This window comes from Cellulomonas sp. HD19AZ1, from assembly GCF_004535805.1.
Taxonomy (GTDB): Bacteria; Actinomycetota; Actinomycetes; order Actinomycetales; family Cellulomonadaceae; genus Cellulomonas; species Cellulomonas iranensis.
Genome location: NZ_SPHX01000003.1, coordinates 50,668 through 70,841 on the forward strand (window position 1 = coordinate 50,668; position 20,174 = coordinate 70,841).

At 76.8% G+C, this 20,174-nt stretch carries 16 protein-coding genes and 1 riboswitch; of the genes, 1 reads left to right on the forward strand and 15 read right to left on the reverse strand.

Going from position 1 to position 20,174, the window contains the following annotated elements:
• Positions 1 to 125: 125 nt before the first annotated feature.
• From E4A51_RS06500 to purL, 14 genes are all read right to left on the reverse strand, one after another.
• Positions 126 to 1,337 (reverse strand): LLM class flavin-dependent oxidoreductase, encoded by a 1,212-nt coding sequence (locus tag E4A51_RS06500; RefSeq protein ID WP_134851216.1) that lies wholly within the window; start codon positions 1,335 to 1,337, stop codon positions 126 to 128.
• A 3-nt stretch (positions 1,338 to 1,340) separates the two neighbouring features.
• Positions 1,341 to 2,573 (reverse strand): FAD-dependent oxidoreductase, encoded by a 1,233-nt coding sequence (locus tag E4A51_RS06505; protein WP_134851217.1) that lies wholly within the window; start codon positions 2,571 to 2,573, stop codon positions 1,341 to 1,343.
• Between the two features lie 72 nt (positions 2,574 to 2,645).
• On the reverse strand, positions 2,646 to 3,656 hold the full coding sequence (locus E4A51_RS06510) for an ABC transporter substrate-binding protein (protein WP_167748844.1): 1,011 nt from the start codon (positions 3,654 to 3,656) through the stop codon (positions 2,646 to 2,648).
• Positions 3,657 to 3,747: 91 nt separating this feature from the next.
• Entirely contained in the window at positions 3,748 to 4,551 is an 804-nt protein-coding gene (locus E4A51_RS06515; RefSeq protein WP_070320868.1) for an amino acid ABC transporter ATP-binding protein, read from the reverse strand.
• Positions 4,548 to 5,693 (reverse strand): amino acid ABC transporter permease, encoded by a 1,146-nt coding sequence (locus E4A51_RS06520; RefSeq protein ID WP_134851219.1) that lies wholly within the window; start codon positions 5,691 to 5,693, stop codon positions 4,548 to 4,550. The genes E4A51_RS06515 and E4A51_RS06520 overlap by 4 nt, the downstream gene beginning before the upstream one ends.
• Positions 5,690 to 6,286, reverse strand: coding sequence for a GNAT family N-acetyltransferase (locus E4A51_RS06525; protein WP_240696403.1), 597 nt, complete (start codon positions 6,284 to 6,286; stop codon positions 5,690 to 5,692). The genes E4A51_RS06520 and E4A51_RS06525 overlap by 4 nt, the downstream gene beginning before the upstream one ends.
• A complete protein-coding gene (locus E4A51_RS06530; protein WP_134851220.1) occupies positions 6,283 to 7,128 on the reverse strand; it encodes a DUF1684 domain-containing protein in 846 nt (281 codons plus the stop codon). Before E4A51_RS06530 ends, E4A51_RS06525 begins: the two co-directional genes overlap by 4 nt.
• Entirely contained in the window at positions 7,125 to 8,897 is a 1,773-nt protein-coding gene (locus E4A51_RS06535) for an ABC transporter ATP-binding protein (protein WP_134851221.1), read from the reverse strand. Before E4A51_RS06535 ends, E4A51_RS06530 begins: the two co-directional genes overlap by 4 nt.
• Positions 8,894 to 9,799: an ABC transporter permease gene (locus E4A51_RS06540; protein ID WP_134851222.1), complete on the reverse strand. Its 906-nt coding sequence runs from the start codon at positions 9,797 to 9,799 to the stop codon at positions 8,894 to 8,896. The genes E4A51_RS06535 and E4A51_RS06540 overlap by 4 nt, the downstream gene beginning before the upstream one ends.
• Complete coding sequence (locus tag E4A51_RS06545) at positions 9,796 to 10,743, reverse strand: ABC transporter permease (protein WP_134851223.1); 948 nt, start codon at positions 10,741 to 10,743, stop codon at positions 9,796 to 9,798. The genes E4A51_RS06540 and E4A51_RS06545 overlap by 4 nt, the downstream gene beginning before the upstream one ends.
• Positions 10,740 to 12,401, reverse strand: a complete 1,662-nt coding sequence (locus E4A51_RS06550; RefSeq protein WP_134851224.1) for an ABC transporter substrate-binding protein — start codon at positions 12,399 to 12,401, stop codon at positions 10,740 to 10,742. The genes E4A51_RS06545 and E4A51_RS06550 overlap by 4 nt, the downstream gene beginning before the upstream one ends.
• Before the next feature lie 32 nt (positions 12,402 to 12,433).
• A complete protein-coding gene (locus tag E4A51_RS06555) occupies positions 12,434 to 13,840 on the reverse strand; it encodes an NtaA/DmoA family FMN-dependent monooxygenase (RefSeq protein WP_134851225.1) in 1,407 nt (468 codons plus the stop codon).
• A 12-nt stretch (positions 13,841 to 13,852) separates the two neighbouring features.
• Complete coding sequence (locus E4A51_RS06560; protein ID WP_206119972.1) at positions 13,853 to 14,995, reverse strand: LLM class flavin-dependent oxidoreductase; 1,143 nt, start codon at positions 14,993 to 14,995, stop codon at positions 13,853 to 13,855.
• 426 nt (positions 14,996 to 15,421) lie between these two features.
• Positions 15,422 to 15,527, reverse strand: a riboswitch (SAM riboswitch).
• Between the two features lie 187 nt (positions 15,528 to 15,714).
• A complete protein-coding gene (purL, locus tag E4A51_RS06565) occupies positions 15,715 to 18,108 on the reverse strand; it encodes a phosphoribosylformylglycinamidine synthase subunit PurL (protein WP_070320501.1) in 2,394 nt (797 codons plus the stop codon).
• 307 nt (positions 18,109 to 18,415) lie between these two features.
• Here purL and E4A51_RS06570 point away from each other — a divergent pair, with 307 nt between their 5' ends.
• The gene (locus E4A51_RS06570; protein WP_134851226.1) at positions 18,416 to 19,225 is read left to right on the forward strand and encodes an LPXTG cell wall anchor domain-containing protein; all 810 of its coding nucleotides are present in this window, start codon (positions 18,416 to 18,418) and stop codon (positions 19,223 to 19,225) included.
• 107 nt (positions 19,226 to 19,332) lie between these two features.
• Here E4A51_RS06570 and E4A51_RS18550 read toward each other — a convergent pair whose 3' ends face one another.
• Positions 19,333 to 20,154, reverse strand: a complete 822-nt coding sequence (locus E4A51_RS18550) for a DUF2599 domain-containing protein (RefSeq protein WP_206119974.1) — start codon at positions 20,152 to 20,154, stop codon at positions 19,333 to 19,335.
• Positions 20,155 to 20,174 lie beyond the last annotated feature (20 nt).

The following is a 20,174-nucleotide window of genomic DNA, read 5'->3' on the forward strand; positions in this document are numbered from 1 at the left end:
GGATTGACATCTCGCGCGGAGAGAGCGATCCGGTCTCGCCGCGTGGGCTGGATCGCCCTCTCGCGCCGAGAGGGCGATCCGGCCTCGCTCCACGTGGGGCTGGATCGACCTCTCACGGAGAGGGGTCAGGGGGTGGCGAGGGCCGGGGCGGGGTGCCGCTCGGGCGCCGCGGCGGGTGCGGGCGCCCCCTCGGCGGGCAGCCCCCACGCGTGCGCGAGCAGCGCGAACGAGCGCGCGGTGTCGGCGGGGTCGTGGGTCGACGTCGTGACGACGAGCTCGTCGGCCCCCGTGACGCGCTGCAGCGTCTGCAGGCCGGCGACGACGGCGGTCGGGTCGCCGACGAACCGCGTGTCGACGCGGTCGCGCAGCACCGCGCGCTCGTCGTCGGGGCGGTCCTCCCAGGCGACCGACGCGTGCCGTGGGTAGGTGCGGGCGCCGCCCGCGGTGCGGCGGATCGACAGCACCCAGTCGGCGTGCGGCGCGGCGAGGTCGTGGGCGCGCTCGTCGGTGTCCGCCACGAGCACGTCGGCCGAGACCGCGACGTACGGCGCCGCGAGCACGCCGGGCCGGAAGGCCGCGCGGTACGCGGCCACCGTGTCGAGCGTCGTCGCCGGGCTCACGTGGTAGTTCGCGGTGAGCGGCAGACCCAGCTCGCCCGCGACGCGGGCGCTCTCGCCGGCGCTCGACGCGAGGACCCACAGCTGCCAGTCGGCGCCCTGCACGGGCGGGCTGACGTACGGGCGGCCGTCCTCGTCGCGGTACGTGCCGGCGTGCAGCGCGAGCACCAGCTCGAGCTCGGCGCGGAAGCTCGCGGCCGTGCGCGAGGCGCCGACGACCCGTTGCTGCGCGAGCAGCCGCTCGCGCAGCGCCGAGTCGCCGAGGTCGAGCGGCGGCGCGGCGGGCACGTGCAGCCCGTCGACGTCCCGCGCGGGTGCGGGCGCCGGTGCGGGCTGGTCGGGGCGCCGTCCGCCGACGTCGCGCGGCGCGAGCGCGCGCCCGAGCCCGAGGTCGACGCGCCCGGGGTGCAGCGCCGCGATCGTGCCGAACTGCTCGGCCGCGACCAGCGGGCTCGTCGTGCTCAGCAGCACCGCCCCGCTGCCCACGCGGATGCGCGACGTGCGGGCGGCCACGGCCGCAGCGAGCACCGCCGGCGCCGCCGACGCGACGCCCGCGCCGAGGTGGTGCTCGGCGTACCAGACGCGCCGGTAGCCGAGCCGGTCGAGCAGCACCGCGCGGTCGACGGCGGTGCGCAGCGCAGCGGCGCCGGTCGACCCCTCGGGGACGACGGCGAGGTCGAGGACGGACAGCGGCACGCGGGCCGCGCGGGGGTGGGTCATCGGTCAGCCTCTCGGGGTGGGGACGGCGGCACGCGCGGCCCGGGCCGGGCCGGCCGGGGTGCGCGCGAACCGGGCGAGCGCGAACGGGGCGGGGCCGGGCGCGTCGCCCGTGGCCAGGTCGGCGAGCACGCGCCCGACGGCGGGCGCGAACTTGAAGCCGTGGCCGGAGAACCCGGCGCCGACGACGAGCGGTCCGCGCCGGTCGAGCACGAAGTCGTGGTCCGGCGTGGTCGTGTACGTGCAGCTCACGGGTGCGAGGTCGTCGGGGTCGAGCCCGGGCAGCCACGTGCGCACGTAGTCGCGCAGGGCCGCGAGCTGCGCGGGCTCGGGCCGGTACGTGCGACGGTCGGGGTCGGCGACGGGCCCGACGCCGTGGAACCCGACCTTGACGCCCTCGCCCGGTGTCACCAGCCCGTACACGCCGCTGGGCCAGCCCGCGGCGGGGCCGGGGTCGTGCGTGAAGCTCGGCCACGTGGCGAGCAGCGCGGGGTCGCGCGCGGCGAGGTGCGCGGGCTGCTCCTGCGTGACGACGAGCGGCAGGACGTCCTCGGGCCCCACGTGCGGGCCGGTGCGCGAGCCGGCCGGCGGCGCGGCGAGCAGCGGCCCGACGAGCCCCGCGCTCCACGCCCCGACCGTGACGACGACGCGCCGCGCGACGAGGTCGCCGTGCCGCGTGACGACCCGCACGCCTCCGGGCACGGGCTCGAGGTGCCGCACGGGCGCCTCGTGCCGCACGTCGGCGCCGTGCGCGGCCGCGGCGCGCTGCAGCGCGGTGACGGCACGGTCGGCGTGCAGCCGGCCGGCGGTCGCGGTCTCGTGCAGCACGCGGCCCTCGAACCGCAGGCCGGGCCACCGCTCGGCGGCCTGGTCGGGCGTGAGCCACGCGTGCGCGATCCCGCGCGCCGCGAACGCGGCGGCCACGGCCTCGGCGCGCGCCGCCGACGGCGTCCAAGGGTGCGCGTGGCTCACGCCTCCGGTGATCTCGAGCAGCGCGGCACCCGTCGCCGCCTCGAGCTCACGCCACCACCGCAGCGCCTCCTGCGCGAGGTCGAGGTAGGTGGGCTCGGGGTAGGTCGTGCGGTAGATGCGGGACGCGCCGTGGGACGCGCCGTGCACGTGCCCGGGTGCGAACCTCTCCAGCAGGACGACGTCGCGCCCGCGCCGGGCGAGGTGCCAGGCCGCGGCCGACCCCATGACGCCGCCGCCGACGACGACGTGGTCGACGTGCTCGGTCATGCGTGCTCCTCTCCCGTCGCGGGCGCGACGCGTACGTGGGTGGGTGGGTGGGCGAGCGGGTGCGGGACGCCGTCAGGACGTCTTCGGCAGCCCGGGCGGGTTGGTCTGCGACTCCGCGACGGCCTCGGACGTCAGGCCCCAGCGCTCGAGGACCTTCGCGTAGCTGCCGTCGGCGATCGCGTGGTTGATCGCGGCGGTCACGGCGTCGGCCGCGTCGGCGCCCTTGCGGGTCGCGACGGCGATCTGCGCGGTGTCGGGCCAGCCGCCGTTGAGCGTGCCGACGACCTTGAAGTCCTGCGGGCTGACGGCCGCCTGGTACGCGAGCGACGCGTTGGGCCCGACGTAGGCGTCGAGCCGCCCGGACTGCAGCGCGAGCAGGACGTCGGAGAACTGCTCGTAGTACTCGGGTCCCTGCACCGGGTCGAGCCCGGCGGCGGTGTTCTGCCGGTCCCACTCGAGCAGGATCTTCTCCTGGTTGGTGCCCGAGCCGACGCCCACGACGAGGCCCGCGACGTCGGCCGGCTCGGCGATGCGCTCGACGTCGGAGTCGGCCGCGACGAGCCAGCCGAGCTCGTCGTTGCGGTACGTCGAGAAGTCGATGGTCTCCTTGCGCTCCTCGGTCACGGTGACGTTGGAGATGACGGCGTCGACGTCGCCCGAGCCGAGCGCGAGCGGCCAGTCGGCCCACGCCTTGACCTCGAGGCGCAGCTCCTTGCCGAGCGCGTCGGCCACGAGCTGGGCGATGTCGGTCTCGTTGCCGATGGGTGTCTTGTCGTCGTCCGCGAGGAACCCCAGGGGCGGTGCGGCGCCGGCGCTGATCGCGACGACGAGCTCGTCCTTGGCGGCCCACGCGGCGGGCAGCAGCGCGATCGCCTCGGGCGACTCGGTGGTGCGCACGCGGTCCTGGTCGGGGCTCGTGCTCACGGCGAGCCCGGCGGGTGCCGCGGCGGTCGAGGTGCCCGCGTCGTCGGGCGCCGCGGCGGCGGGCGCCTGCGTGCTGACCCCGGAGCACGCGGTGAGCGCGAGCAGCGGCAGCAGGGCGAGCGCGGCGAGCGCGCGGGAGGTGCGGGCGTTCGGTGTCACGGGAGACCTCTCGGGGTGGGGAGGACGGCGCGCGGTACGGCGCGCCGCGGGACGGGCGGGTGGCAGGAGGGGACGTGCGGGCGGGTCGGGGTCAGAGGACCTTCTGCAGGAAGGCGCGCGTGCGTTCGTGGCGCGGCGCGTCGAGCACCTGGGAGGGCGGGCCCTGCTCGACGACGACGCCGCGGTCGAGCAGCACGACGGTGTCGGCGACCTCGCGTGCGAACCCGATCTCGTGCGTGACGACGAGCAGCGTCGTGCCGGTGCGCGCGACGTCCTTCATGACGTCGAGCACCTCGCCGACGAGCTCGGGGTCGAGCGCCGACGTCGGCTCGTCGAACAGCAGCACCGACGGCCGCAGCGCGAGCGCCCGGGCGATCGCGACGCGCTGCTGCTGACCGCCCGAGAGCTGGCGCGGGCGTGCGTCGGCCTTGTCGGCGAGCCCGACGCGCGCGAGCAGCTCGCGCGCCTCCGCCTCGACCTCGGCGCGCGGCCTGCCCTGCGCCGCGACGGGCGCCTCGACGACGTTCTCCACGGCGGTGAGGTGCGGGAACAGGTTGAACGACTGGAACACGAAGCCGATGCGCGTGCGCTGCCGCAGCACGTCGCGCTCGGTGAGCTCGCGCAGCGTGCGCCCGCGCCGGCGGTACCCGACGAGCTCGCCGTCGACCGCGACGAACCCGCGGTCGACCTTCTCGAGGTGGTTGACGACGCGCAGCAGCGTCGACTTGCCCGACCCCGACGGCCCGAGCACGACCGTGACCGACCCGGGCTCGAGCGTCAGGGACACGCCACGCAGCACCTCGAGCGTGCCGTACGCCTTGTGCACGTCGTGCAGCTCGACGCGGCCCGTCGCGTCCGCGAGCCGGTCGACGGCCGCGGACGTCGCGGCGCTCACGCCCGCTCCCCCGCGGTCGGCGCGACCGTGCGCGACGTGCGCGTCAGCACCCCGACGCGCGCCCGCGCGGCGTACGCCGGTGGCACGCCCGGTGGCACGTCACGCCCGGTGAACCGCGCGCCCGCGACCTGGACGGTCCACCGCGCGCGCTGCAGCGGCGTGGGCGGCAGGGTGCGCAGCGCACCCTTCGCGTAGTGCCGCTCGACGTAGTACTGCACGACCGTGATGAGCGTGGTCAGCACGAGGTACCAGAGCGACGCGACCAGCAGCAGCGGCACGACGCGCCCGTTGCGGCCGTAGATGACGCTGACGATGTAGAACAGCTCGCCGTACGCGAGCACGTAGACGATCGACGTGCCCTTGAGCAGCCCGATGACCTCGTTGACGGCCGTCGGCACGATCGTGCGCATGGCCTGCGGCAGGATGATGCGGCTCACCTGGCGGCGGCGCGGCAGCCCGAGCGACGCGGCCGCCTCGTGCTGCCCCTGGTCGACCGACAGGATCCCGGCGCGCACGATCTCGGCGGAGTACGCGGCCTGCGAGAGGCCGAGCCCGAGGATCGCGGCCCAGAACTTGTCGACGACCGACAGCGTGTCGAACCACAGGTACTCGGGGCCGAACGGCACGCCGAGGCTGAGGTGCGGGTACAGGTAGGCGAGGTTGTACCAGAGCAGCAGCTGCAGCAGCAGCGGCACCGACCGGAACACCCACGTGTACGCCCAGGACACCGACCGCAGCAGCGGCGAGCGCGACAGCCGCATGAGCGCGAGCACCGTGCCGAGCGCGAACCCGACGACCGCCGCGACGGCGGTGAGCCGCACGGTCGCCCACGCGCCCTCGACGACCGACGGCCACGTGAGGTACTGCGCGACGACGCCCCACTCCCAGCGGTCGTTGGTGACCAGCGAGCTGACGACCATCGCGAGCAGGACCGCGACCGCGGCCGTCGCGACCCAGCGCCCGGGGTGCCGTGCCGGGACGATCCGCAGGCCCTCGAGACGGTCGTCGAGCCGGTCGTCGCGGCCGCTGCGTCCGTCGGCGGCCCCGGCGTCGGGTCCGGCGCCGGCCGCCGGGTCGGCCGGGTGCCGCGCGGGCGGCGGGACCAGCAGGCGCGACTCGTCCTGCGCGAGGTGCGTGCTCACGTCGTGACCTCCAGCCACTTCTCGAACGGCAGCGGACCGGCGGGGGCGACCGTCGGGTCGAACAGCGGGCGGTAGCCCGTGGTCAGGTAGAGACCGGCGGCCTCCGGCTGCCGCGGACCGGTCGTGAGGTAGAGCCGCCGGTAGCCGCGGGCCGTGGCGCGCCGCTCGAGCTCGGCGAGCACGCGGCGTGCGAGCCCGCGGCGGCGGTGGGCCGAGTGGGTCCAGATGCGCTTGAGCTCGGCCGTGCGGACCGCGGGCGTCCCGTCGCGGCGCCGGGTGCCGGCCCGCTCCAGGCGCGCCACGTCCCCCAGCTCGGCCTCGGTGCGGCGCCGGAACGCACCCCCGGCGAGCGGGGCGCCGTCGGCGAGCAGGAGCAGCAGCTCGCCGTCCGGGGGTGCGAACTCCTCCGCCGGGTAGTGCTCCATCTCGTCGCGCAGCTGCTCGGCGGTCAGCAGGCGCCGGTACCGCGACCAGTACTCGTGCGCGAGCTCGTCGATCAGGGGCCGCACGAGCGGGTCGTGCAGGTGCACGCTGCGCACCTCGAGCGCGTCGCCGGGCACGGGACCGGCCCCCACGGGCGCGGTCGTGGTCACCGCGGCACCCGCTCACCCGCGGTCACCGCGAACGGCAGGTGGTTGCCGGGCACGGGTGCGGGGCACGTGCCGTGCTCCGAGAACGCGTACGGCAGGTTGACGGCGCGGTTGAGGTCGAGCCGCAGCGTCGTCGCACCGGGGCCGGGGACCCCGGCCTGCACGACGCGCCACGGCGCGACGTCGTCGGCCTCGTCGCTGAACAGGAGCGTCACCGCGCCGCCGGGCGCGCCGGTCAGCGCGAGGGTCGCGCGCCGCCCGTCCCGCGCGACGTCGACCTCGCCGACGACCTGCACGCGGTGCACGAGACCGGGCCGAGCCGCTCCCACGACGACCTCGCGCGGCTCGGCGTACCACCGGACGGGCACGTCGAGCACCCACGACGCGTCGTGGTCGTACGCCGGCACGCCGGTGAACGCCCGCCTCGCGGGCGCGTGCGGGTCGCGCAGCCGCAGCGCGAACCGGCACGTGCGCCGCACGAGCTCGACCGCGACCTCGGAGGGATCGGCGTCGCCCGCCGAGGCGCGCCCGGCGGGCAGGTAGGTCGTCACGACCTGCGAGCCGCCCTCGGCGACCGCGTGCGTCGTGACGTCGGCACCGACCGCGTGGTGCACCTGGTCGGCGTCGACCCACCAGCGGCCGGGCACGTCGCCCAGCACGGTCGGGGCGTGCGGGACGGCGAGGTACGCGACGGGCGAGAGCCAGCCGTGCGGTGCGCGCAGCTCGTCCTCGCGCGCGGCGCGCCACGCGGCGTGCGCGGCGGCGGTCGCGGCCCGGTCCGACGCGGACGGGGCGTCGGTCGGGGTGTCGGCGGCCGGTCGGGTGGCGGTGTCCTGCAGGGTCATGGCTGGTCCTCTCGTGCGTGCGTGCCGGGGATCGCGCCGACGAGCTCGGCGGTGTAGGGGTCGCGCGGGTCGTCGAGGACGTCCGCGGTGCGCCCGGTCTCGACCAGGCGGCCGGCCCGCATGACGCCGACGTGCTCGGCGACGCGGCGGACGACCGCGAGGTCGTGCGAGACGAACAGGTAGGTCAGGCCGCGGCGCTCGCGCAGGTCCGCGAGCAGGTCGAGCACACGGGCCTGCACGGACACGTCGAGCGCGCTGGTCGGCTCGTCGAGCACCAGCAGCTCGGGGTCGAGCGCGAGGGCGCGCGCGATCGCGACGCGCTGGCGCTGCCCGCCCGAGAGCTCGGCGGGTCGGCGACGCGCGAGGTCGGGCGACAGGTGCACGTGGGCGAGCAGGTCGGCGACGCGCTCGCGCCGCTCGGCGGGCGTGCCGACCCGGTGCGCGCGCAGCGGCTCGTCGACGGCGCGCGCGACCGTGAAGCGCGGGTCGAGCGCGGTCGACGGGTCCTGGTGGACCAGCTGGGTGCGGCGCCGCAGGTCGCGCAGGGCGACGCCCCGGGCCGCGGCGACGGTGACGCCGTCGAACCGGACCGCGCCCGCGTCGGGCCGGTCGAGGCCGAGCACGAGCCGCGCCGTCGTCGACTTGCCGGACCCCGACTCCCCCACGAGCGCGAACGCCGAGCCGCGCGGCACCGCGAACGTCACGCCGTCCACCGCACGCAGCACCTCACCCGACCGCCGCGGGCCGAGGCGGAACGTGCGGGTGAGCCCGTCGACCTCCACGAGCGCGGGCGCCCCGCTCGCCGCGACGTCCACCCGTGGGGTCGCCCGCGGCGCCGTCCTCGCGGCAGGGCGCGCGGCCGGGGGCACGGCGCCGCGCGCCGTCGGCGCACCGCCCGCGCCCCGGGCCGCGAGCCCCGGGGCCGCGGCGAGCAGCTCCCGCGTGTACGCGTGGCGCGGGGTGCGCAGCACCTGCGCGGTCGCCCCGTGCTCGACCACGCGCCCGTCCTTCATGACGACGACGCGGTCGGCCCGGTCGGCGGCGACGGCCAGGTCGTGCGTGATGAGCAGTACCGCGGTGCCGGTGCGTGCCGTGAGGTCGGCGAGCAGGTCGAGCACGCGCCGCTGCACCGTGACGTCGAGCGCGCTGGTCGGCTCGTCGGCGACCAGCAGCTCGGGCTCGCACGCGAGCGCGATGCCGATGAGCACGCGCTGCCGCATGCCGCCCGACAGCTGGTGCGGGTACTGCCGGGCCCGTGCGGCGGGCGCGTCGATGCCGACGGCGTCGAGGATCTCGACCGCGCGGGCGTGCGCCGCGCGGCGCGTCGTGCGGTGGTGGATGCGCAGCACCTCGGCGACCTGGTCGCCCACGCGTTGCACGGGGTTGAGCGCGACGCCCGGGTCCTGGGGCACGAGCCCGAGGCGGGCGCCGCGGACGTGCGACCACGCGCGCTCGGGCAGCGTCGCGAGGTCGAGGGCCGTGCGCGGGTCGTCGCCGAGCGTGAGCGCGCCGCCGGTGACGGCGCCGTTCGCGGGCAGCAGGCCGACCACGGCGTGCGCGGTGCTGGACTTGCCCGAGCCGGACTCGCCGACCAGCGCCACGACCTCGCCCGCGTGGACGTCGAGGTCGACGCCGCGCACGGCCGGCACGTCGCCGTCGGTGCCGCGGTAGGTGACGTGCAGGTCACGCACGACCAGCACGGGTCGAGCGTCTCCCCCGGGCCGGGACGGGTGGCCGGCGGTGCGGGCCGTCAGGACGTCGGCGGTCATCGGGCGGTCCTCCCGGGTCGTCCGACCGCGCGCCCGAGGCGCCCGACGGCGAGCACGACCACCGCGATCACGGCGCCGGGCAGCGTCGAGCACCACCACGCCGACGCGAGGTAGTTGCGTCCCTCGGCGACGAGCGAGCCCCACTCGGGTGTGGGGGGCGTCGCGCCGTAGCCGAGGAAGCTGAGCGCCGACACGGCGAGCACGACGCCGCCCAGCTCGACCGTCGTGAGCGCGAGCACGGGGCCTGCCGCGTTGGGCAGCACGTGCCGCACGACGACCGACGCTCTCCCCGCGCCGGCGAGGTGCGCGGCCTCGACGTACGTCGCGCGTCGCACGCGCAGCACCTCGCCGCGCATGAGCCGGGCGAACGTCGCGACGGACGCGACGCCCACCGCGAGCGCGACCTCGAGGGTCCCGAAGCCCAGCACGGTGACGACCGCGAGGGACAGCAGCAGGTTCGGGATCGCGAGCAGCACGTCGGTGCCGCGCATCAGCACGTCGTCGACGCGCCCGCCGACGAACCCGGCGACCACCCCGATCGCGGACCCGGCCACGGCGGCGACGGCGACCGCGACGAGCGCGGCGCGCACCGACAGCGCCGTGCCGTGCACGGTGCGGGCGTACAGGTCGCGGCCGAGGTGGTCGGTGCCGAACCAGTGCGCGGCGCCGGGTGGTGCGAGCGCGTCGGCCGGGACGCCGGTGATCGGGTCGTGGGACGTGAACGCGCCGGGCACGACGGCCCAGGCGAGCACCACGGCCACGACTGCGAGCGCGAGCAGCGCACCGGGGCGCGTCAGCGGGTGGTGCCGCAGGCGGGCGGGCAGCACGTGCGGGCCGCGGCGGGCGCGCGTCGGCACCCCGGTGCGGACGGCCACGGGGGCGGCGGTCTCGGCGACGGTCATGCGGCGGCCCTCCCCCGGGTCAGGCGCGGGTCGAGCAGCGGGTACGCCACGTCGACCAGCAGGTTGACGACGACGAACACCGCGGCCGCGACGACCACGAGGCCGAGCACGACCGGCAGGTCCTGCGTCGTGACAGCGGCCTGCACGAGCCGCCCGAACCCCTGCCGCGAGAACACGGTCTCGACGACCACGGAGCCGGCCAGCACGTTCCCGACGAGTACGCCGAGCAGCGTGAGGGCCGGCAGCACGGCGTTGCGCGTGACGTGGTGCAGCTGCACGCGCGTGCGGGTGGCGCCCTTGGCGAGCGCGGTCTCGACGTACGGCGCGCGCCACGCGGCGCCCATGCCGTGCGCGAGCACCTGCGCGACGGTCGCGCCGAGCGGGATCGCGAGCGTGACGGCCGGGAGCACGAGGCTCGCGGCGCCCCGGTTGCCGACGGCAGGGAACAGCGGGTACCGGAACGACAGCACCTGGAGCAGCACGAGCCCGACCCAGAACGTCGGGACCGCGACGCCGAGCGGCGGCAGCGCGAGCAGGACGCCCCGCAGGCGCGCCGACCGCGTCCACGTCGCGGCCGTCGCGAGCGCACCGCCGCCGACGACCGCGAGGACCAGGGCCAGGGCCGCCAGCCGCGCGGTCTCGGGCAGCGCGGCCGCGATCAGGCCGGCCACGGGCGCCCCCGACGCGACGGACGTGCCGAGGTCGCCGCGCAGGGTGCGCCCCAGCGCGCCGAGGTACTGCTGCAGCGGGCCCTGGTCGAGCCCGTACCTGGCCCGCAGCGCGTCGACCTGCGCGGGGTCGACGTACCCGCCGGTCGAGCTCTGGTCGAGCATGATGCTCACCGGGTCGCTCGGCAGCAGGTAGAGGACCGCGAAGGCCGCGGTGAACGCGGCGAGCAGCACGGCCGCGGCGCCGACGACGCGGTGCAGGACGTACCGGGTCACGGCGTCGGCTCGATCCACGCGTCGTGGAACAGCAGCCGCGAGGACGCGTCGAACGCCACGCCGTGCACGCCGCCGGCCACGCCGATGGACTGCGCGAGCTCGAACAGCGGGATCGCGAGCCCCTGGTCGAGCACCTCGCGCTGCGCCTGCGCGACGAGGTCGGCACGCGCTGCGGGGTCGGCGGCGGCGAGCTGCGCGTCGAGCAGCGGGTCGAGCACGTCGTCGGCCGGGCGCTGGTTGATGTTGCGCAGCGTCGACGAGAACTGCGTGCGCAGGATGTCGCCGTCGGCGCGCGTGACGTTGTAGTAGTACGTGCCGAACGCGCCCGCCGTCAGCGACTGCTGCTGCTCGGCGGGGGTCTGCTGGCGGATCTGCAGGTCGACGCCCGCGGCGCGCAGCTGCTGCTGCACGAGCTCGAGCACGGCCTGCGACCCCGTGAACAGGGGCGCGTAGACGACGTCGAACGTGAGCCGCCGGCCGTCCTTCTCGCGGATGCCGTCGTCGCCGGGCTCCCAGCCGGCGTCGTCGAGCAGGTCGGCCGCCGCGTCGGCGTCGAGCGCGAGGCCGTCGGACAGGTCGACGTACCCGGGCGTGGTCGACGCGAGCACGCTCGTGGCGGGCCGGAACGCGTCGGACAGCACGGTGTCGACGATCTGCTGCCGGTCGATCGCGAGGTTGACCGCGCGGCGCACGTCGGGGTCGTCGAGCGGCGCGGCCGTGACGTTGGGCTGCAGCACGAACACGACACCGGGGTTGGTGCGCGTGAGCACGGCGCCGTCGGCCGCCTCGACCTGCGCGACGTCCTGCGGCAGCACGTCGCCGATGGCGTCGAACTGGTCGGACGCGAGCCCGCCGGCGCGCACGCCGGACTCGGGGACGACCGTGAACTCGATCCGGTCGAGGTACGCCTCGCCGTCGTGGTCGGAGACGCCCGACGCCCACGCGTACCCGTCGCGTCGCGTGAGCACGGCGCCCTGGTCCTGCGTGTAGCTCTCGAGCACGAACGGGCCGGAGCCGACGACGTCGCCCTGCAGCCGCGCCTCGGGCGCGACCCGCGTGGTCGCGTCGGAGAGGATCGCGAGCGAGACCGTCGACGTGGCCTGCAGGAACTGCGCGTTGGGCGCCTCGAAGACGACGGTCGCGGTGCGCTCGTCGTCGACGCGCGTCTCGACGTACCCGGTGAGGTAGCTCGTCGCGAGCGCCGACCCGGCGCCGAGCCCGCGGGCCAGCACGTCGAGGTTCGCCTTGACGGTCGCCGCCGTCAGGGGCGTGCCGTCGGAGAACGTGACGCCGTCGCGCAGGTGGAACGTGAACTGCGTGAGGTCGTCGCTCACGTCCCAGCTCGTCGCGAGCCACGGCACGATCTCGCCGGTCTCGGGGTCCTGGTCGGTGAGCGAGTCGGCGAGCTGGCGGGCCACGTAGATGCTGACGTTCGAGCCGACCTGCTGGGGGTCGACGCCGCTGGGCGACGCGCCGAGCGCGAAGCGCAGCGTGCCGCCGGGCACGGGGTCGGCGCTCGCCGCAGCCGCGTCGGACGGGCCGACGGCGGGGGCCGCGGCCGTCGAGCACGCGGCGAGCAGCAGGGCCGGGACGAGCGCGGCGACCGCCCGGAGGCGTGCGCGGGGGCGCCGTGCGGAGGCATGCGGTGCGGTGGTCATGACGTCCTTCCGGGGGACAGGGGTGGCGGGGCTCAGCGGCCGACGGCGGCGAGCGGGCGGGCGGTCGACGGGCCGCCGTGCGCGGCGTGGTCGCGGCGGGCGGGGCGCGGGAGGCCGAGGTGGTCGCGCAGGGTCTCGCCCGTGTACTCCGCGCGGAACGAGCCGCGCTCGGCGAGCAGGGGCACGACCTGGTCGAGCACGTCGTCGAGGCCGTGCGGCGTCAGGTGCGGCACGAGGATGAAGCCGTCGGACGCGTCCTGCTGGACGTGGCGGTCGATGTCGTCGGCCACCTGCCGCGCCGTTCCGACGAACCCGCCCCGCGTCGTGGCGTGGATGACGAGGTCACGGATCGACCAGCGGTTCGCCTCGGCCTGCTCGCGCCACTGCCGGGCGACCGCGAGCGGGTCCTTCGCGTGCCGCACGCGACCGCGCGTGATCGACGCGTTCTCGACGTCGGGGTCGACGTCGGGCAGCGGGCCGTCGGGGTCGTAGGCCTCGAGGTCGCGGCCCCACACCTGCTCGAGGAACGCGATCGCCGTGGGACCGGACACCTGCTGGCGGCGGACGTGCCGGGCACGCTCGTGCGCCTCGGCCTCGGTGTCGCCGATCACGGCGGTGGCGGCGGGCAGGATCAGCAGCTCGTCGGGCGTGCGCCCGTGCGCCGCGAGGCGCGACTTCACGTCGGTGTAGAACGCCTGCCCGGCGTCGAACGTCGAGTGCATCGAGAACACGACGTCGGCCGTGGCGGCCGCGAAGTCGCGACCGTCGGCGGAGTCGCCGGCCTGGAACAGCACCGGGTGCCCCTGCGGGCCGCGCGGTGCGGGGAACGTGCCGACCACGTCGGCGTGCGGGCCGTGGTGCGCGACGGGCCGGACGCCGCCGTCCCGCAGGAACCTGCCCGCCGCGGGGTCGGCCAGCACGGCGTCGTCGTCCCACGAGTCCCACAGCGCGCGTGCCGCGTCGACGACCTCGCGGGCCCGCTCGTAGCGCAGCGGGTACGGCAGGTACCCGCCGCGGCGGAAGTTGGCGCCCGTGAACGCGTCGGGGCTGGTCACGAGGTTCCACGCGGCGCGCCCGCGCGACAGCACGTCGAGCGTCGCGAACTGCCGCGCGACCTCCCACGGCTCGTTGAAGGTCGTGCTGATGGTGCCCGCCAGGCCGAGGCGGTCGGTCACCGCGGCGAGGGCCGCGAGCACGGGCAGCGTGTCGGGTCGCCCGACGACGTCGAGGTCGTGGATGCGACCCTTGTGCTCGCGCAGCCGCAGGCCCTCGGCGAGGAAGAAGAAGTCCAGGTGCGCGGCCTCGGCGCGCGTGGCGAGGTGCTCGAACGACGAGAAGTCGACCTGGCTGCCGGCCGTGGGGTCGCTCCACACCGTCGTGCTGTTGACGCCCGGGAAGTGCACCCCGAGCCGGACCTGCTTGCGCGGACGCGTGGTCATGACGGACCCCTCTCAGGCCGTCGCGGCGAGGACGTTGGCGGGGCGCGCGAGCCCGAGGGTGTCGCGCAGCGTCGTGCCCGGGTAGGAGGTGCGGAACAGGCCCGCGTCCTGCAGCAGCGGCACCAGCCCGTCGACCACCGCGTCGAGGTCCGTGGGCAGCACCGCCGGCAGCAGGTGGAACCCGTCGACCACCTCGCGCCACGCGTCGAGCACGGCCGCGAGGTCCGCCGGCGTGCCGACGTGCGTGAGCGACGCCGGGCGCCACGGCTCGCCCGCCAGGTCGTCGAGGACCGCGAGCCGCGCCGCCGCCGACGACCGGTCGTCGGCCAGCAGCAGGGAGGTGTCGACGAGCACGCGCAGGTCGCGCGGGTCCCGCCCCGCCGCGACGGCCTGCTCGTGCAGGCGGTCGCGCTGCGCGCGGGCCGCGCTCACGTCGGTCGCGCGCAGCCGCACGACGTCGGCGTGGCGCGCCGCGAGCGCGAGCGTCGCGTCGGACGTGACCGGCACGACGACCGGCGGACGGCCCTGCGGCGGACGGGGCGTGATCGACGGCCCGGCGACCGAGAACCGCGGGCCCGCGTGGTCGACCCGGTGCAGCTTGTCGCGGTCGACGTAGCGGCCGGTCGCGACGTCACGGATCACGGCGTCGTCCTCCCACGAGTCCCACAGCAGCCCGACGACGTGCGCGACCTCGGCGGCCTCGTCGACCGCGTCGTCGTGGTCCTGCGGGTCCTTGCGCCCGAACGCCGCGGCCTGCGCGGGGCCCGTGGACCAGCCGACCTGCCACCCCGCGCGCCCGCGGCTGACGTGGTCGACCGTGGCGATCGCCTTCGAGACGTGGAACGGCTCGGTGTGCGTCGTGTCGGTGCGCGCGACCAGGCCGATGCCGGCGCTGCGCGGTGCGAGGTGCGCCGCGAGCAGCACCGCGTCGAGCCGGCCCTGCAGGCCACCGACGGGTGCCTCCTGCAGCACGTGGTCGTCGTCGAGGACCGCGAGGTCGAGAAGGCCGCGCTGCGCGGTCGCCAGCAGGTCGGCGGTGCGGCGGGGGTCGAACCAGCCGTGCGCGGCGGCCGGGACGGTGCGCCACGCGGCGGGGTGGGCTCCGGCGTCGGTGAGGTCGACGCCGAGGTGCAGGGACGGGTGGGTGTCGGGCACGGGTGCTCCAGGGGTGCGCGGGGCCGCACCCTCGCCGGTGGACGAGGGGGTGCGGGTCCCCGGGGTGAGGGGCAGGGCGGGGTGGGGGCGCGGCGCTCCGGGGGCACCGGGGGTGCGACGACGGAGGACGGCGCGGGACGCGGCGGGCCGCACGCGGGCACGACGGCGGGCGCGTGCCCGGGGCGTCGACGCGCGGCGCGGACGCGTCAGCGGGCGGGCGTCGTCACCGCGTCGGCGCCGTCACCGCATCGGCGACGGCGAGCCGGGTGCGCGACGAGCCGGGTGCGCGACGAGCGCGGCGGCACGCGGGCGCCGCGGGAGGGTCAGCGACAGGCGCGCGGCGCCGGGCACGGCGCCGGACAGGTCGCGTGCTCGCGCCGCGCGGCCGTCTGCCTGCTCACCTGTCGCTCCATGTCGGTCCGTCCCTCGCGGTCGTTGCGCACGGCGTGCGCCTGGTCCTCACCCGGGGCACCCCGCCGCGCGGGTGGGTTGCCGTCCGACCAGCCGGGGCTTCGCGTCGGAGCTCGTGACCTGTGTCGTCGACGTAAAGCCGACTTGATTGATCGGAAATTTATGCCCGTGGGTGGCGGGTGTCAACGCCCGCGGACACGACGTCCACGATCCGGGACGCACACCGCCCCGGCGCCCCCTCCGGACGCGACGACGCCCGCCACCGCGCACGGGGCGCGAGGGCGGGCGTCGGGGTCGAGCAGGTGCCGTCAGCCGAACAGGCGCGGCAGCGTCGCCTCCCACTCGGCACGGGCCTCGGCGAGCGGCAGCGTGAACAGCCCCCGCACCTCGACGGCGGCCGCGTGCGCGTGGTCCGCGTCGTCGACGGGCGTCCCGGCGCCCGGCGAGCACGTCTCGGCCGTCTCGCCCAGCCGCAGCGCGGGCACGCCGCGCGCGGTGCACAGGTCCTGCAGGCGCACCTCCTCCGAGCGCGGCACGGCGACGAGCACGCGCGCCTGCGACTCGGAGAACAGCGCCTCGAACGGCGTCACGCCGTCGCGCGCGCACAACGCGTCGAGGTCGACCTGCACGCCCACGCCGTAGCGCAGGCTCGACTCGACGAGCGCGAGCGCGAGCCCGCCCTCCGACAGGTCGTGCGCGGCGTCGACCAGGTCGTCGCGCGCCGCGGCGACGAGCACCTGCGCGAGGCGGCGCTCGGCGTCGAGGTCGACGCGCGGCGGCACGCCGCCCAGGTGCCCGTGCACGACGTCGGCCCACGCGGACCCGTCGAGCTCGGCGCGCGTCGTGCCCAGCAGGTAGACCGCCTGGCCCGGCTGCGTCCAGCCCGACGGCACGGCGTCCGCGACGTCGTCCAGGACGCCCAGCACGCCGACCACGGGCGTCGGGTGGATCGACGAGTCGATCTGCCCGGGCTCACCCGTGCCGTTGTAGAGCGACACGTTGCCCCCGGTCACCGGCACCTCGAGCGTCTGGCACGCGTCGGCCAGGCCGCGGATCGCCTCGACCAGCTGCCACATCGAGTCGGGGTGCTCGGGGCTGCCGAAGTTGAGGCAGTCGGTCACGGCCATGGGCCGCGCGCCGACGGTCGCGACGTTCCGGTACGCCTCGGCGAGCGCGAGCTGCGCACCCGTGTACGGGTCGAGCTTGGCGTAGCGGCCGTTCGCGTCGGTCGCGAGCGCGACGCCCAGGCCCGTGGTCTCGTCGACGCGCACGACGCCCGAGTCGTCGGGCTGCGCGAGCGCGGTGTTGCCCTGCACGAACCGGTCGTACTGGTCGGTGACCCACGCGGGCGACGCGAGGTTCGGCGAGGCGAGCAGCCGCAGCAGCGTCGCGCGCAGCTCGTCGGCGGACTCCGGGCGCGCGTACCGCCGCGCACCCTCGGGCGTGCTGACCGAGTCGGCGACGAGCCCGTCCTGCCAGGCGGGGCGCGCGTACGGGCGGTCGTAGACCGGCCCCTCGTGCGCGACGGTCTTCGGGTCGACGTCGACGATGCGGTCGCCGTGGTGGTCGATCGTCAGCCGGCCCGTGCCGGTGACCTCGCCGATCACGGCGGTCTCGACGTCCCAGCGCGCGGTGATCGCGAGGAACTCGTCGAGCTTCTCGGGGCTGACGACGGCCATCATGCGCTCCTGCGACTCCGACATGAGGATCTCGCCGGCCGTCAGGGTGGGGTCGCGCAGCAGCACGTTCTCGAGGTCGACGTGCATGCCGCCGTCGCCGTTCGACGCGAGCTCGCTCGTCGCGCACGAGATGCCCGCGGCGCCCAGGTCCTGGATGCCCTCGACGACGCGCGCGGCGTACAGCTCGAGGCAGCACTCGATGAGCACCTTCTCCATGAAGGGGTCGCCGACCTGCACCGACGGGCGCTTCGAGGGCTTCTCGTCGTCGAACGTCTCGGACGCGAGGATCGACGCGCCCCCGATGCCGTCGCCGCCCGTGCGCGCACCGAACAGCACGACCTTGTTGCCGACGCCCGAGGCGTTGGCCAGGTGGATGTCCTCGTGCCGGAGCACGCCCAGGCACAGCGCGTTGACCAGCGGGTTGCCCTGGTAGCAGGCGTCGAACACGAGCTCGCCGCCGATGTTCGGCAGGCCCAGGCTGTTGCCGTACCCGCCGACGCCCGACACGACGCCGTGCACGACGCGCGCGGTGTCGGGGTGCTCGGGCGCGCCGAAGCGCAGCTGGTCCATGACCGCCACGGGCCGCGCACCCATCGAGATGATGTCGCGCACGATCCCGCCGACGCCCGTCGCGGCGCCCTGGTACGGCTCGACGTACGACGGGTGGTTGTGCGACTCGACCTTGAACGTCACGGCCCAGCCGTCGCCGATGTCCACGACGCCGGCGTTCTCGCCGATGCCGACGAGCAGGTGCTCGCGCATGGCCGGGGTGGTCTTGTCGCCGAACTGCCGCAGGTGCGTCTTCGACGACTTGTAGGAGCAGTGCTCCGACCACATGACGGAGTACATCGCGAGCTCGGCGGCGGTGGGTCGCCGCCCGAGGATGTCGCGGATCCGCTGGTACTCGTCGGGCTTGAGGCCGAGCTCGGCGAACGGCTGCTCGAGGTCGGGCGTCGCGGCGGCGTGCTCGACGGTGTCGGACGTGTGCTGGGGGACGTCGGGGCGCGCAGGTGCGGTGGTCATCGGTTCCCTCGGTGGGGGCCGGGTCCGTGGGGGCGCTCGCCCGCGCAGGTACCCGCGCCGCAAGGTCGGCAGACGGCCCCAGGGTACCGGCGCGCGAGGGCGCGACGGCGGCGCGTCCACGGCCGACGCACGCCGGGGAGCAGACGTCGGCGAGACGTCCCGTTGCTCCGTCCGTGCGACGTACGTCCACTTCTCACACGGTTCTCATCCTTTTCGTCCGTTCTGCCCGATAGCCTGCGCGTGCCCGCCGCCCCGTGCGTCACCCGAACGCGCCACGGGCGGCACCTCCCCCGGACACGAGGACCCGATGTCGCGCCGTCGCACCGCCCTGCTCACCGCCCCCGCCGCCGCCGCGGCCGCCGCGCTCACGCTCGTCGGGGCCGCGACGTCCGCGAGCGCGGGCTCCGACTCCCCGACGCCGTACCGCGTCACGCCGACCGGCCTCGAGCTGCCCGCGGGCGACGTCTTCGAGGTCCACGGGCACGTCAACGTCGTCTACACCACGGCCGCCGGTCGCGCGTCGCGCAACGTGCACGTCGAGGGTCCGGGCACGCCCTACGCCGACCTCGCGGGCACGTCGACGCTCACGTGGGACCGCGCGGGTCTGCCCGCCGACGCGTGCGTGACGTGGGTGCAGGTCGCCGGGTACGACGAGCACCACGGCGAGGGCGGCCAGGCGCCGGTGTGCCGCACGGCGACCACGCCGCCCCCGGCGGTGCCGCCCGTCGCGCCGCCCGTGACCCCGCCGCCCGCGCCGCCGGCGGCGCCGCCCGCCCCGGAGATCACGCCACCCGCGCCGCCGACGCCCCCGACCGCCCCCACGCCGGCACCCGCGGGCGAGGTCCCGGGCCCGTCGCCCGTCGCCGAGGTCGGGAACGAGGGCGGTGGCACGCCGAGCCCGGCCCCGTCGCCCACCGAGCGCTCCGAGGTGCTCGCGGCCGGCGACGACGCGACGCCCGCCTCCCGCGCGCAGGTGCGCGCCGCGACGCAGGAGCGCTCCGAGGTGCTGGCCGCGACCGGGGCGCGCACGGGGACGCTGGTCGCCGCGGGTGCGCTCGCGCTCGCGCTCGGCGCCGGGCTCGTGACGTGGCGGCGCCGTCGCGCCGCGGAGTCCTGACGTGGCCGCCGACGTGCGACGGCCGCGGCCGGGCGAGCCCTGCCGGCCCGAGCGACGACGACCGGCAGGCCGCCGGGGCTGACGTCGCCGCCCCCCGCGGCGACGGCTCAGGCGTCGGCGTCGGTCGGGTTGCAGCGCGTCGCGATCAGGGTGCCCGTGCCGACCTCGGGTCGCCACGGCTCAAGGTTCCACGACGCCTTGTCGGGGGCGCCGAGCACGTGGCACCACAGCTGCGCGCGCATGGTGGGCGTGGCGGCCTCCGGCTCGGTCGCCTCGAGCTGCGACTCCAGCGCGCGCTGCGCCGCGAGGCTGCCGCCGCGCACCCACGGCGCCGGGACCACCGCGAGCGAGCGACCGCCCTCGGCCTCGCCCCACGTGGCCGACGTGAGCGCCGCGGTCCCGACCTCGAACGACACCGCACCACCCGCGCCCGCCGCACCGTCGGTGGGCGTCCCGACGCGCAGCGCCAGCACGTCGCCCTCGACCTGCCAGGACGCCGTCCGGCCCTCGCCGGCCGGGCGTCCGAGCGCGACGAGCACGTCCCCGCCGGCCCCCCGGAGCACGGCGGAGCCGTCCGTCTCGAGCGCGACACCGCCACCCGCGGGCGCCGCGACCCACGCCGCGGGGTCCCCGCCGGCCGCCACGGCGTACGCGGCGGCGCCGTCCTCGCCCGGGACGACGTCGACCGTCGCGTCGTGCGGTACGGGCAGCAGGTGACCCCGTCCGGCGTCGCCGAGGGGGAGCCCGCGCTGCCGCACGACGTCGGCGTCGAGCAGCGCGTCGCCGTCCGTCGCGGACCCGGTCGCGGGCGCCGCCGGTCCGGGCGTGGGCGTGCCGGCGGCCGGCCCGGGCAGCGAGGTCGGTGCGCAGGCCGCGAGCAGCAGGACCACCACCGCGGTGGTCACCGTCCGGGCGCGCGCTCGTGTCACGCCGTCAGACGGTACGCGTC